This window comes from Bacillus sp. ATD, assembly GCF_050585765.1.
Classification (GTDB): Bacteria; Bacillota; Bacilli; order Bacillales; family Bacillaceae; genus Bacillus; species Bacillus stercoris.
Genome location: NZ_JBOBQH010000013.1, coordinates 14,221 through 27,758, shown reverse-complemented (window position 1 = coordinate 27,758; position 13,538 = coordinate 14,221). Strand labels below are relative to the sequence as shown.

Here is a 13,538-nt window from a genome sequence, read left to right as displayed (position 1 = left end):
ACCTGCCGCTTCTTTTGCTTTACAGTTATGTCATCATTACTATTTTTTATTCATAACCCACGAGCGGACTTGTTATTCCTGCCGAAAGATCTTACATCCGCTTTTGTTACGAGCGGATGTTTTTTCACATCTAATTAAAATGCATGAATTTGATGCTGGTGATTAGTCAATGCCAAATTCATTAAAAACATCCAAAATACCCGAACCCAAACATCTGTGAAACGTAAGCCTCTAGCGAATAGTGTTGTTTACTCCCTTAGCCAAAATCAAAATGTTTTATTGATTTAAATTAGAAGCTTTGCTTCGGTTAACAAAGTCACCGCCGAGTTCCCCCAAGAATAACATGATAATGAGACCCATTCGAAAGTGTAGGGTTTTTGATATGCTGTCTTCAGTTTCATTCCTCGAAATGAGTACCAAAAAACGAATTGACATATCGAAATATAACGATATAATAATTGGTATGGAGCCAATTGAAGTATTCAAAGCTTTATCAAATGAATCAAGGCTGCAAATTTTACAATGGCTGAAGGAGCCCGATCGTCATTTTGCACCCCATGAAGGGATTGATATGAACACAATCGGGGTATGTGTCAGTCAAATAACAGACAAATTGAAAATGACGCAATCGACAGCTTCTCAATATCTTACCATCCTTTTAAGAGCCGGCTTGATTAAGGCGGAGCGTATTGGAAAGTACACATATTACAAAAGAGATGAAGAAGCCATTGGGAAACTTGCTGACTTTCTTAAAACAGAGATATAAAAATAAACATCAAAAGATGTTTATTTTTACACTATACATATCGACATATTACGATGTGTTTATTTTTTATAATAACATATCGATATATCGTGATATGTTTATTAACAATTAAGGAGTGAATGCTTTATGTCTAATACTTGGAAAATTTATATTTTAGCCATTGTCAGCTTTTTAGTTGGAACCTCAGAATACATCATTTCGGGAATTTTGGATCAAATTGCTCATACTCTCGGGATCACTATAGCTGCCGCGGGCCAGCTTATTACCATTTTCTCACTTGTGTATGCTCTTTCTACACCCGTACTTATGGCGTTGACAGCAAGTATGGATAGACGCAAATTGATGATGTATGCCCTCGGTTTGTTTGTGTTCGGTAATGTCCTGGCTTTTGTACTGCCTGGTTATGGATGGTTTATTGCAGCGCGGATCATTATGGCGATGGGAGCAGGTGTGGTTGTTGTTACCGCTTTAACCATTGCCGCTAAGATTGCATCGGAAGGAAAGCAGGGCAGTGCCATCGCTACGGTGGTTATGGGATTTACCGCTTCTTTAATCATAGGTGTTCCGCTTGGAAGAATGATAGCAGTAGCATTAGGCTGGAAGTCCGTATTTGGTGCCATTGCTTTGTTGGGATTGATCGCAATGGCCGTTATTTTCTTTACTCTTCCGCATACTAAAGGGGATAAGCCTGTGCCTTTACGTCAACAGCTTGCTCTTTTCAAAAAACGGAAAGTGGCTATGGGATTATCAATCACTTTCTTTTGGCTCGGGGGATATTCTGTTGCTTACACTTATTTGTCACCGTATCTCTTGAACATCTCAGGTATAAACGGCAAGTTGCTTAGCGGTGTTTTGCTTATATTTGGAATTGCCAGTTTGGTTGGGTCGAAGTTTGGGGGATATAGCACCGACAAATGGGGAGTGCCCTTTACACTTGTTGGCGGGATGACATTGCATATCGTCACACTGATTCTGCTGTCACTTGTTACTCATTCCTATATCGGCGTGTTGGTGATTCTCATATTATGGTCGTTTGCCGCATGGTCTACCGGTCCGACACAGCAATTTCACTTGGCTACAATAGAACCGGAAATGTCAGGTGTTTTGCTCAGCATGAATCAGTCCATGATGCAACTCGCCATGGCAGTTGGCGCAGGGATAGGAGGGGTTTTTGTGGAAAATGTATCATTGGCCTCGATTACCTGGATTGGTGCATTGGGGGTTATGATTGCCATTATTGCATCATTGATGATTTTCAATTCACAACCGAAACAAGCGCTAAAAGATATTAATCAATAATTTCGAAAGATCTAACATCCGCTCGTTATACAAGCGGGTGTTTTTTTATAAGCCCAAGTAGAAGGCACACTGAAGCTGAAAGAGATTTTTGCCGACGGAGATCTGAGGTACAGCAATTTATAATATACTAGGAATGGAAATAACGATATGGCGGAAGGATTCTAATGCTTCTCGCCTGTAATCACTACTTTGAGGATGTGTCATCGTGAATCAAAAGACGTACATTGAAATGAGCAGGACATCGCAGTACATCAACAAATTGAGAGAGTTTTCAGTGTTAATTGATGGGGCTGAGATGGGAAATATCAAAGATGGAGGGAGGCTGCGAATTGATGTGCCGCCTGGTGAGCATGTTATTCAAGTGAAGATTGCTTGGTGTACAAGCCCAACTTTGAGGTTTACTTTAACGGAAGGGGAAGTGTTGAAGTTTAGATGCGGAAGTCCGCTTCGAGGATGGAAGTTGCTTTTGGCGCTTTTTTCTGTTTTGGGCCGTCCTGAAAATCATCTGTTTATCGAGCAGGAAGAAGAGAAAAAGGCTTTGTTGTGACTTTGTTGTGTGAATAAATAGGAATAAATAGATTAAATACCCCTGAATTATGTTTTGTGAAAGATTGATATAAGCGGTAGCCTTCTCAATGTCGTTCTCCTTGGAGAAGGCTGCGTATAAGAAATTCTCGGACTTTGCGGATAGACCCTCCGATACCCATTTCAGGATTAATATCTTCGGGTGAATGAGTTCGATTTCATCATAGTATCGCAGTGTTTTTGTTGATACTTTGCATATCTTTGAAAATTCACCGATCGATAGCAAGCGATCACCTCCTTGCTCCAAATGTACACCTTTCCGTAAGGACAAAGTCAAATGTGGAAATAAAATCTCTCCAAAGTTAATCAGAAATTTATTTTCATATCGTATCCTTTCAGTATCACGTGAAAGGAGCATCTTATGAAAACATTATGGAAAGTCGTAAAAATCTTTTTTGGCAGCTTAGCTGCTTTGGTTTTGCTTGTATCCGTCTCGGTATTTATTTATCACCATTACCAACTAAATAAGGAAGCAGCACTTCTTAAAGAAAAAGGCACATTGGTCGATGTTGACGGTAAAAAGATGAATGTGTATCAAGAGGGAAGCGGGAAGGATACGTTTGTGTTTATGTCCGGCTCGGGGATTGCTGCGCCTGTTTATGAGATGAAAGGTTTGTACAGTAAGTTTTCAAAGGAAAACAAGATTGCTGTTGTTGATCGGGCAGGTTATGGATACAGTGATGTGTCTCACGATGACAGAGATATTGATACGATACTGGAACAGACAAGGAAAGCGCTTATGAAAAGTGGAAATAAGCCTCCTTATATTTTAATGCCTCATTCGATATCCGGGATTGAAGCGATGTATTGGGCACAGAAATATCCTAAGGAAATCAAGGCGATTATTGCGATGGATATTGGATTGCCCCAGCAGTACGTCACGTATAAATTGAGCAGGATCGACAGAATGAAAGTGAGAGGATTCCATCTGTTAACGTCGATTGGTTTTCATCGGTTTATGCCTTCCGCTGTATATAACCCTGAGGTGATTCGTCAGTCGTTTTTAACCGATAAAGAAAAAGAAATCTATAAAGCCATTAACTTTAAGCAATTTTTTAATGCTGATATGGAACATGAGCTGTTACAGTCTTACCAAAACGGCAGGAAATCTGTGAATTTGCCGGCGCCAAAAGAAACCCCTGTCTTAATTTTAGATGCGGTTTCTGACCAAAATAGACATTCAAAGTATGCCATACAAAACCGAAAAGACTATGAAGCGTTTGCGGCTCAATTCAATACTGCCGATATAAAGGAACTGAGGGGAACACACAGTATTTATTTATATCAGCCTGATCAAATATATAAACTTTCCATGGAGTTTATGAGAAAGGTTCGCTAGGATGAAGGGTTATCATATTTTAATCGTGGAAGACGATGTGATGATTGGTGATTTGCTGCAAAAGATTTTGCAGCGTGAGGGATATCGTGTGATATGGAAAACAGATGGAGCGGATGTGCTTTCGGTCATACAGAAGGTGGATTTGGTCATTATGGATGTGATGCTGCCGGGTGAGGACGGGTATCAAATGTCTGCAAAAATCAAAAAGCTGGGGCTGCGCATTCCGGTCATTTTTCTTTCGGCCCGCAATGACATGGACAGTAAGCTCCAAGGGTTGAAAATCGGCGAGGATTATATGGTGAAGCCCTTTGATCCGAGAGAGCTGCTGTTAAGAATGCAGAATATGCTTGAGCATCATTATGGGACCTTTACGCAAATCAAGCACTTGTATATTGATGCTAAAACCAAAAAAGTGTTCAATGAAAGCCTGCATGATGAGGTGTTGTTTACTGCGATTGAGCGGAAAATTTTCTTTTATTTATATGAAAATAGGAACAGCACCCTGACAAAGGATCACTTCTTTGAATATCTGTGGCAGCTCGAAGACAGAAACCCGAATATCGTCAATGTGCACATTAAAAAAATAAGAACCAAAATCAACGATCAAGCGGGTGAGATTATTGAAAATATATATGGAGAAGGGTATCGGCTGAATACCGTTGTGAAGAAATGAAGTTAAAGACAAAATATATGTTGTTATTATGTACGGCTGTCATTAGTGTCCCGGTGCTATTGCTGGCGGTTAGTATTTTGATGTCTGTCATTTATGAAAACATGTTTAAATCAATGAATCACGGTACGCCTTTTCACAGGTCGTTTGCGTATCCGGCAATGCTCATTGTATTTTTGTTATCACTCTTATTGTTAGCTTTTTTATTTTCGAAGTCGATTCATTCTCTGCTGCATAAAATCAATCTATTACATCATACCATTCGGCATCTGGCGAGTGATCAAAAGGTGCCGGATAAAATAGAAGTGAAACGCGCTGATGAAATCGGGGAGCTGATCAAGTCGGTCAATTTGTTAATTGAACGGACGACATATCGTGAACTGGAATTGAAACAGCAGGAGGAAATCAAAAAGGAGCTTTTGCAAAAACTGCGTCATGACATTAACACACCTTTAACAGCTCTCAGGCTGCAGCTGTTTTATTTGGAAGGCCAATGTCATGATCAGGCCATATTCGATTCGTTGTATCAGCAAATCGATTATATCTCGGAATTAACCAATGAATTCAATCTATATTCCGCCGAAACGCTAGAAAGTTCTTATATCGTAAATGAAGAAGTGCGTCTAAATGAGCTGTTAGAAACAGCGGTGAAAAAGTGGGATTATTTATATAGTATGAATGGGATTGAATTGCACTTTAAGCCGGCAGATCAAGATGTGATATGGGTGAGCAACGTGTTATGGATGCAAAGGCTGTTTGATAATATTTTTCAAAATACGTTAAAGCATTCAAAAGCTGAAAAGATGGAAGTCAGGATCGAAAATGGCACTGTTTCTATCCGCGATGATGGTATTGGATTTGATCGGAATGAGAACAGTGAGGGGCTTGGGTTGAAGATTATTGAGGATATATGCAGACTGCTCGCGATGACTTATGAGTTGGAGACAAATGAGTATGGAACGCGGTTTTTGTTTTCAAAAGAGTGACCCCGCTGATGTTTTTCTTTCTCCCATAAACTATATATAATAGGAAGAAAGAAATGAGGTGATCAGTATATGTTTAAAAAATTCATCAAAACGATCAAAAACCTCTCAAGCAGTTCTAGTGACCGATATCGCAGACACCGGCATTACAGCAGCAGCCGGCGCAGACATTATCGCAGCTATAGCAGCAGCTCGGGCAAAAGAAGACACTACGACCGTTATGGCGGGAGTCATCGTTACAAACGCCGGAGCTACAGCAGCAGTTAATCCGAAAAAAGTTCTTGTTCCGCTTTTGGGACAAGGTTTTTTTATGTGACCGATTGAATGGCCCGGTTTAGATCCTCGCGAATGGAAGCGGTGTGCTGATACTCTTCATCAATGCCCAATAATTTTTTCAGCAGCAGGGTTACTTCTTTTGTCAGCGTTAATTCCTCCAGCCAAGTGCCGTTTTTCTTCTTTTTTCCTTTATATTGAGAGTACAGCAGAAATAACAGCGTTTCTCCGAGATCGAAGAAGTCATCCTGTTTTCGCACCTTTATTTCCTCCGTTTCTTCAGAAGTCAATTGTTTGGCAAGGCCGAAATCAATGAGACAGAGCCTGCCGTTATTGACGATGATATTAGGCGTTCTGATATCGCTGTGGAAGATAAGGCGATCATGCAGGTATTCTATAATCTCAAGCAGCTGCGAAATCATCTGTAATGCCATAAGCTCTGTGAACGGCTGCTTTCGAAAAAATAATAATTCTTCTATATTCTCTCCCTCAACGAGCTGCATGACATAATAAGCCTGTCCGTCTATGATGAACTCATCTATGAAGCCCGGAATTTGCGGGTGGTGAATGCTTTTGAGCAGTTTTATTTCCTGTTGGAACCGGACTTTCTCTTTTTCCTTTTTCGCTTTTGTCGGCCGAAGCTGTTTTAAGACATAAGGTGTTTGAGTTAGGATATCGGTGCACAAATAAACCAAACCGTAGCCGCCCATGCCGAGGCATTCTTCGATTTTGTATTGATGATTTAATATAACGCCGTTCTTTAGAGGGCGGTCAAAAAGGAGCTTTTTTAGCTGTTTTAATGCCATATCTGCACTTCCCTTGGTTGTACTGACTATAGTTTACCTTCTAGACTGAGAATAAAAAAGAGCCGGATAACCGGCTCGGTATAAGTTAAAACTGCTTTGTCACGTCGTATTCATAATCTATTTTTGCTTTTACGTTGCTCATCGTCGATCTGGCTGTCGCTAATGTATTATATTTAAAACTCCATACCTTTGCCACACTAAGTTGATCTGACAAAGAGATATCATAAGACCCTGAAGTCGAGCTGTTTACAAGAGCACGGCGCCATTCGTTGTTTTCGCTCGTCATGATCAGGTGGCGTGTATTTCCCTGGCTTGGTGTTTGAGTGGCGGTTGTCTGAACTCTGGTTACAATGGCATCACGCGGTATCCCAGATTGGTTTGTTAAATCAACCTTGATCACGCTGGAGTCAGAACCTGAGGGGCTAAGGCTTGTATTTCCTTTATTTTCAGCAATGCCGCTGAATTGGAATGTTCCGCTGCCTGATTTGATTCGGTCTTCAATTGAAAGCGTAAAGTACATGTTTCCGGTATAGGTGCCTCGTGACACCTTCACATAGAAGGTATCCGTCGTGTTTTGGGCGTCTGCATTTGCATAAATAAAAGAGGAGAACGTATTGGAATTAATGACTTCTGTGCCTTGAGAAACAGGTATTCTGTTCTTATCGTAAATTTCAATTTTCATCCCTGTATACGCGCTCTGGTATGTACTCCTCACGTATACCTTTTCTCCCTTATTAGCCGTAAAAGTGAAATAGGCTTCATCTTGACCAGCTTCCAGTATCGTTGTATCGATATTTTTATATTTCCAATAACCGATAGGCATTGCGGTATCAAATGAATTGTTTCCTGTGATCGCAGTGACCCCGGCAGCTGATGCCGAATACGTAAAGGTGAAGAAGACAGACAGCATAATAGCAAATGGAATAAGCCATTTTTTCGCCATGCAAACAACCTCCTTTTATTTCCATCATACATAATGACAGTACGAGTGTAAATAAATGTTTTTAGAGGTTAATATATACATTGTCATTGCCGATAAAAAAGAGTAAGAGAGAATACTCGGGAGGGAATTCAATGCGTCTGAATCGGCAATTTATCCGCACTCAGCTGATGGCACAGAATATATTAAGCAAGAATGCGCCTGCCAAACGAGAGAATTTGACTGAAAGTACAGCGGCAGTTCTGGAAAAGGCATACAGCAGGCTTGAGCCGCGATCTTCAACTGTGGGAATCGATCAGTTCAACTATTCTAAAACCAGCGTGTCGGGAAACAGTGGGACGTTCAGCAAAGTGTATCAATCAGCGAATGACCGAACAGTGACAGATACAGGGAAAGAAACAGTGATCGAATCCAATAACCCCTATGACTCTGAGAGTGATATCAGAATCAAAATACTAGATGAAAAATACAGCAGGATGAATGCCATAAACAAAGCAAAGTCTGATCCCTTAGGCTATATTAAGGATAAGTATCAAAATTCAAAGTCTCCTTATTTCAGAAGTGATCTGTCTGCTGCAGAAAGACAGGCTGCTTACGATAATGAAACAGAATGGCTATTCAAAGGCAAGGCCCAAAACTATAACCTCCAGGATGCTGCGTTTCGCAATGTTACATTTAATGGGGAAGTGGAAGCTGAGAATGAAAAGGTGTATCAGCGGAGCCAGGTGAACCAGCAGCTGCAAGTGCTTTTGAATCGGAACCATATTCACATTCCAGAGGGGACGGAGCTGACGTTTACGATTACGCCGATTGACTATCAGGTGCGTGTGAGCGGGACAGACGATCAGGATCTGATCAAGCGAATTGAGCACGTGCTGCAATCTGGAGACAACAGCAAAGAACTATTTTTACACATCATGAAAAGCCAAAGCAGTGATTCAACACAATTTTCCGAAGCGGCCTATAAAAAGTATCAGGCAGCTCGTGAGATGTACGAAGTCACAGGCTACCATTTGAAGGATTTAGAAGTGATTGACGGGCGGTATGTAACGCCTGATGGACGTGACTTGTTAGACGTCTATAAAGAAGAGCTTGAAAAAAATCCTGTGCAAAAAGAGACGGCCTCTTATGCTATATCTCACTATCGTTCAGAGCTTAGTGAAATTGCGGAAGTTGGGTATGATGCCATTCCGGATTTCATCCTATCAATTGATTACAGCAATGGATCTCTGAGAGATGTGGGACAAAGCAAGAGCTATGGAACCGGAGATACCGGGTGGCTTGAAGCATTAAAGCGTCAAACGGGCGTAAATTATTAGGTAAGCTGTTCATGTAGAACAGCTTATTTTTTATGAAAATCTAAAAATTATAGTTTTAATATTCAAATAATTTTATTATTTTTATATAGAAGATTTTAAATGAAGCAAATGATTCAAAACTTAGCACAAAGGTGTTTACCTGAAAAAAACAATTGTATTTTCCAGAGAAATTTATTATGATGAAATAAGTAATTTAGGAGATTATATAACAATTTTGAGTTTGAATTTTCTGATTGTTATCACTGAGTGATGTGAGGGCAAGCAGGTCTGCTGTTTTCTCATTTGTGAGTATTTTTGTGAGGAGGAGGAAGAGGAGTGGCAAATAAAGAATTAAAGAGGGGCCTGGGCGCGCGTCATATTCAGATGATCGCCTTGGGCGGCACGATCGGTGTTGGCTTGTTTATGGGGTCTGCCAGCACAATTTCATGGACTGGCCCATCTGTCCTTCTGGCTTATGCAATATGCGGAATTTTTATCTTTTTTATTATGCGTGCGATGGGTGAAATGCTGTATGTCGAGCCGAGCACAGGTTCTTTTGCGACATTCGGCCATCAATATATTCATCCGATGGCAGGTTATATAACAGCGTGGAGCAACTGGTTCCAGTGGATTATCGTCGGCATGTCAGAAATCATCGCTGTCGGTACTTATATGAAGTATTGGTTCCCGGACTTGCCTGCTTGGATACCTGGTATCGTGGCAATGGTGATTCTTGGCGCGGCGAATTTAATTTCTGTTAAGTCGTTTGGTGAATTTGAATTTTGGTTTGCGATGATTAAAATCGTGACGATTATCTTGATGATTATTGCGGGGATCGGAATTATTTTCTTCGGTTTTGGCAACGGCGGAGATGCGATCGGATTGTCGAACCTGTGGTCTCACGGGGGCTTCTTTGCAGGAGGTTTCTCAGGTTTCTTCTTTGCACTGTCGCTTGTCATTGCGGCTTATCAAGGAGTTGAGCTGATCGGGATTACAGCGGGCGAAGCGAAGGACCCGCAAAATACGCTAAGAAATGCGATTCAAAGTATTATCTGGCGTATTTTGATTTTCTACATTGGCGCTATTTTTGTGATTGTGACGGTGTATCCTTGGGATGAGCTCAATTCACTCGGAAGTCCGTTCGTGTCAACGTTCTCGAAAATCGGAATCACGGCAGCGGCCGGCATTATTAACTTTGTCGTGATTACAGCGGCAATGTCGGGCTGTAACAGCGGCATTTTCAGTGCGGGCCGCATGCTGTATACACTGGGTGTAAATGGACAAGCACCGAAGTTCTTTACGAAGATTTCACGCAACGGTGTGCCGCTGTATGGCACAATTGCGGTGCTGATCGGTTTGGCTGTCGGTGTTGTACTGAACTATATCGCGCCGCCGAAGATCTTTGTCTATGTATACAGCGCAAGCGTGCTTCCTGGGATGATTCCTTGGTTTATCATTTTGATCAGCCATATCGGATTCAGAAAAGCGAAGGGCGCCGCATTAGATAAACATCCATTCAAGATGCCATTTGCCCCTTTTACAAACTATTTGACGATTGCTTTCTTGCTGATGGTTCTGGTCGGCATGTGGTTTAACGATGATACTCGTATCTCTCTGATTGTAGGCGTGATTTTCTTAGCGCTTGTGGTCATTAGTTATTATGTGTTTGGGATAGGCAAACGCACACAAGCCAATTTGACCAAAAGCCAACAAGCAGCTGAATAACGATAAAAAAGAGACATTTACGGATGTCTCTTTTTTTATTTTTCGCGTATGGATTTTCCCTGTTTTAGCAAGCTATAGGGTAAAGATAGCAGAAGGAAAGGTGTTCATAAAATGGATGTTACACTCGGTTATTTGCGTGAATCACTTTCGAATCATCTAGAAAATGAAGTTTGCCAGCGGATTTGCAAGAAAATGCTGGCGAAGCGGTATGCGAATGAAGAGGAATTTGTAAAAGACTTAGATGATAATGAAATGTCTTTTTTGAACCATGTATTAGAAAAGGAAATTAAGTATGCGCAGAATGAACAGGATCAAAAACGGGCTAAGGAATTAAATGAGGTGTATGAATTACTGCTTTGAGAAAGGCGGGAAAAAGGAATGGGAGCAATTGAACGAAGCGGATATACTTTTCAGCCGGAGTTTAGCGTTGTCCGTCAAAACGGAGCCATCCATGTGTACCATCAAGGAGAATTTGTGGAAGAAATCGAATTTGAATTTAACGGGGAATATCCTGATCATGATTTGATTGAAGAGCTTGTGAACCATTATTGTTTTGAGCATGAGATTTAGAGCCCTGCCATGCAGGGCTCTTTCATTTATGATGTGATCAAGCCATACTTTTTCAGGATATTCACGGTGATGTTTTTGGCTTTTGTGCCGGAATCATCGACATTGGTGACAAAGACATAAGAGCCGTGCTCTGTTTTGATGAATCCGACAAACCAGCCTAATCCCATATCGGTCAGGCGGGTTCCGGTTTTCCCGTAAAGCGTGTAATGATCGCCTTCCTCTTGAATCATCATGCGCTTGACGGTTTTCATTACCGGCTTGTCAAATGGAAGCTCCTCTTTAGCCAGTTTCTCCAAAAAAGTTTCTTGTTCCAGCGGAGATATTGTAAGCGAGCTTTGCAGCCAAAACTGATCGATTCCCCCGCTGATATCCTCGTTGCCGTAAGATAGTGTATGAAGCCATGTTTTCATTCTTTCCTCGCCGATATCCCGCGCTAATGCTTGATAATACCAGATTGCGGATTCGCGTATGGCCGAGCCAAGCGTATGGTCGCGGTTCCATGATTCGAATTCACGCTTGACCCTGTCCCATCGTTTAACATCGTATTCATCGCGTACAGCTTTGACCTGCAAACCGATTAAGGCATTTACGACCTTAAAGGTGGACTGCGGAGTTTGTCGTTGATTTGCCCGTTCTCTGTTGTAGACAAATGTCTGATCCTTTTGCAAATCGTGGAGAATGAAGGTTCCATCCGTATCCTTGAATTCATCATCGACATTCATTCTGCTGACATTCAAGTGTTTTTCATGAGCAGATGATGCTGCGTGCACGGAAAAGCCACCGATCCCTGCAATACTCAGCACAAGCACAACATATATCCATTTCTTCATTTTGTTCTCCCCTTTGTTTTGATTAACTACCTTTTCTCTCTTTCGTTTGTTCTTCCTTTAAAAAATAATCAAAAAGCGCTTAAATTTGGATTTGCAAACAAATACTGTTACTGGGTTTATATTAGGAAGATAACGTGAAAATAGAGGGTAAAAAGGAAGGCAGGGTAAGCGGATGAATGAGCAGATTCCACATGACAAAAGTCTCGATAACAGCCTGACACTGCTGAAGGAAGGGTATTTATTTATTAAAAACAGAACAGAGCGCTACAATTCAGATTTGTTTCAGGCCCGTTTGTTGGGAAAAAACTTTATTTGCATGACTGGCGCTGAGGCGGCGAAGGTGTTTTATGATACGAATCGATTCCAGCGGCAGAACGCTTTGCCTAAGCGGGTGCAGAAATCGCTGTTTGGTGTTAATGCGATTCAGGGAATGGATGGCAGCGCGCATATCCATCGGAAGATGCTTTTTCTGTCATTGATGACACCGCCGCATCAAAAACGTTTGGCTGAGTTGATGACAGAGGAGTGGAAAGCAGCAGTCACAAGATGGGAGAAGGCAGATCAGGTTGTGTTATTTGAAGAAGCAAAAGAAATCCTGTGCCGGGTAGCGTGCTATTGGGCAGGTGTTCCGTTGAAGGAAACGGAAGTCAAAGAGAGAGCGGATGACTTCATTGACATGGTCGATGCGTTCGGTGCTGTGGGACCGCGGCATTGGAAGGGAAGAAGAGCAAGGCCGCGTGCGGAAGAGTGGGTTGAAGTCATGATTGAAGATGTGCGTGCCGGCTTGCTCAAAACACCTGCCGGAACAGCGCTGCATGAAATGGCGTTTCACAAACAAGAAGATGGAAGCGAGTTGGATTCCCGGATAGCAGCCATTGAGCTGATTAATGTACTGCGGCCTATTGTTGCCATTTCTTACTTTCTTGTGTTTTCAGCTTTGGCGCTTCATGAGCATCCGAAGTATAAGGAATGGCTGCGGTCTGGAAGCAGCCGGGAAAGAGAAATGTTTGTGCAGGAGGTCCGCAGATATTATCCGTTCGGCCCGTTTTTAGGGGCGCTTGTCAAAAAGGACTTTGTATGGAATAACTGTGAGTTTAAGAAGGGAACATCGGTATTACTTGATGTATATGGAACGAATCACGATCCTCGTCTATGGGATCATCCCGATGAATTCCGGCCGGAACGTTTTGCGGAGCGGGAGGAAAATCCGTTTGATTTGATTCCTCAAGGCGGGGGGCACGCCGAGAAAGGCCATCGCTGTCCAGGGGAAGGCATTACAATTGAAGTCATGAAAGCGAGTTTGGATTTTCTCGTCAATCAGATTGAATACGACGTTCCGGAACAATCACTGCACTACAGTCTCGCCAGAATGCCGTCATTGCCTGAAAGCGGCTTTATCATGAGCGGAATCAGGCAGAAAAGGTAAATCAAAAGCTCTCTTCCTTATCGAAGAG

15 protein-coding genes and 1 pseudogene are annotated in these 13,538 nt (G+C 41.9%); 12 read left to right on the top strand and 4 right to left on the bottom strand.

All coding sequences use genetic code 11. The features are described 5' to 3' along the window. Window positions 1-463 precede the first annotated feature (463 nt). From ACQXR1_RS20660 to ACQXR1_RS20650, 3 genes are all read left to right on the top strand, one after another. The gene (locus ACQXR1_RS20660; RefSeq protein WP_003234907.1) at window positions 464-766 is read left to right on the top strand and encodes an ArsR/SmtB family transcription factor; all 303 of its coding nucleotides are present in this window, start codon (window positions 464-466) and stop codon (window positions 764-766) included. A gap of 126 nt (window positions 767-892) precedes the next feature. Then, on the top strand, window positions 893-2,065 hold the full coding sequence (locus ACQXR1_RS20655) for an MFS transporter (RefSeq protein ID WP_134975990.1): 1,173 nt from the start codon (window positions 893-895) through the stop codon (window positions 2,063-2,065). A 205-nt stretch (window positions 2,066-2,270) separates the two neighbouring features. Next, the gene (locus ACQXR1_RS20650) at window positions 2,271-2,612 is read left to right on the top strand and encodes a hypothetical protein (protein ID WP_326274534.1); all 342 of its coding nucleotides are present in this window, start codon (window positions 2,271-2,273) and stop codon (window positions 2,610-2,612) included. 153 nt (window positions 2,613-2,765) lie between these two features. Here the strand turns inward: ACQXR1_RS20650 and ACQXR1_RS20645 are convergent. Beyond that, window positions 2,766-2,876 (bottom strand): annotated as a pseudogene (locus ACQXR1_RS20645) (MerR family DNA-binding transcriptional regulator); the annotation flags it as partial. Between the two features lie 135 nt (window positions 2,877-3,011). Between ACQXR1_RS20645 and ACQXR1_RS20640 the strand changes: the two are divergent. The 4 genes from ACQXR1_RS20640 to ACQXR1_RS20625 are packed head-to-tail and all read left to right on the top strand — an operon-like array spanning window position 3,012 to window position 5,958. After that, window positions 3,012-3,989 (top strand): alpha/beta fold hydrolase, encoded by a 978-nt coding sequence (locus ACQXR1_RS20640; protein ID WP_430772789.1) that lies wholly within the window; start codon window positions 3,012-3,014, stop codon window positions 3,987-3,989. A 1-nt stretch (window position 3,990) separates the two neighbouring features. Next, a complete protein-coding gene (gene ybdJ, locus ACQXR1_RS20635; RefSeq protein WP_069839740.1) occupies window positions 3,991-4,662 on the top strand; it encodes a two-component system response regulator YbdJ in 672 nt (223 codons plus the stop codon). After that, window positions 4,659-5,645 carry a sensor histidine kinase gene (locus ACQXR1_RS20630; protein WP_430772788.1) on the top strand — a complete coding sequence of 329 codons (987 nt, stop codon included), beginning with the start codon at window positions 4,659-4,661 and terminating at the stop codon, window positions 5,643-5,645. Before ybdJ ends, ACQXR1_RS20630 begins: the two co-directional genes overlap by 4 nt. Before the next feature lie 58 nt (window positions 5,646-5,703). After that, window positions 5,704-5,958, top strand: a complete 255-nt coding sequence (locus ACQXR1_RS20625) for a hypothetical protein (RefSeq protein WP_326350467.1) — start codon at window positions 5,704-5,706, stop codon at window positions 5,956-5,958. Here the strand turns inward: ACQXR1_RS20625 and ACQXR1_RS20620 are convergent. Continuing rightward, complete coding sequence (locus ACQXR1_RS20620; RefSeq protein WP_134975994.1) at window positions 5,951-6,721, bottom strand: serine/threonine-protein kinase; 771 nt, start codon at window positions 6,719-6,721, stop codon at window positions 5,951-5,953. The genes ACQXR1_RS20625 and ACQXR1_RS20620 overlap by 8 nt on opposite strands. An 85-nt stretch (window positions 6,722-6,806) precedes the next feature. After that, window positions 6,807-7,664, bottom strand: a complete 858-nt coding sequence (locus ACQXR1_RS20615) for a hypothetical protein (protein ID WP_069839742.1) — start codon at window positions 7,662-7,664, stop codon at window positions 6,807-6,809. 131 nt (window positions 7,665-7,795) lie between these two features. Here ACQXR1_RS20615 and ACQXR1_RS20610 point away from each other — a divergent pair, with 131 nt between their 5' ends. The 4 genes from ACQXR1_RS20610 to ACQXR1_RS20595 all read left to right on the top strand — a co-directional run bounded on the left by ACQXR1_RS20610 (window position 7,796) and on the right by ACQXR1_RS20595 (window position 11,254). Next, window positions 7,796-8,980: a DUF4885 domain-containing protein gene (locus ACQXR1_RS20610; RefSeq protein ID WP_151256655.1), complete on the top strand. Its 1,185-nt coding sequence runs from the start codon at window positions 7,796-7,798 to the stop codon at window positions 8,978-8,980. A 315-nt stretch (window positions 8,981-9,295) separates the two neighbouring features. After that, window positions 9,296-10,684 carry an amino acid permease gene (locus ACQXR1_RS20605; RefSeq protein ID WP_014662593.1) on the top strand — a complete coding sequence of 463 codons (1,389 nt, stop codon included), beginning with the start codon at window positions 9,296-9,298 and terminating at the stop codon, window positions 10,682-10,684. A 111-nt stretch (window positions 10,685-10,795) separates the two neighbouring features. Further along, window positions 10,796-11,044, top strand: a complete 249-nt coding sequence (gene csgA / locus ACQXR1_RS20600; protein WP_003234887.1) for a sigma-G-dependent sporulation-specific acid-soluble spore protein CsgA — start codon at window positions 10,796-10,798, stop codon at window positions 11,042-11,044. A gap of 18 nt (window positions 11,045-11,062) precedes the next feature. Then, window positions 11,063-11,254, top strand: a complete 192-nt coding sequence (locus ACQXR1_RS20595) for a DUF5370 family protein (RefSeq protein WP_003234886.1) — start codon at window positions 11,063-11,065, stop codon at window positions 11,252-11,254. A gap of 26 nt (window positions 11,255-11,280) precedes the next feature. Here ACQXR1_RS20595 and blaOXA read toward each other — a convergent pair whose 3' ends face one another. Next, window positions 11,281-12,084 carry a class D beta-lactamase gene (gene blaOXA, locus ACQXR1_RS20590; RefSeq protein ID WP_430772787.1) on the bottom strand — a complete coding sequence of 268 codons (804 nt, stop codon included), beginning with the start codon at window positions 12,082-12,084 and terminating at the stop codon, window positions 11,281-11,283. A gap of 172 nt (window positions 12,085-12,256) precedes the next feature. Here blaOXA and cypC point away from each other — a divergent pair, with 172 nt between their 5' ends. Next, entirely contained in the window at window positions 12,257-13,510 is a 1,254-nt protein-coding gene (gene cypC, locus ACQXR1_RS20585) for a fatty-acid peroxygenase (protein ID WP_326246427.1), read from the top strand. Window positions 13,511-13,538: the final 28 nt, after the last annotated feature.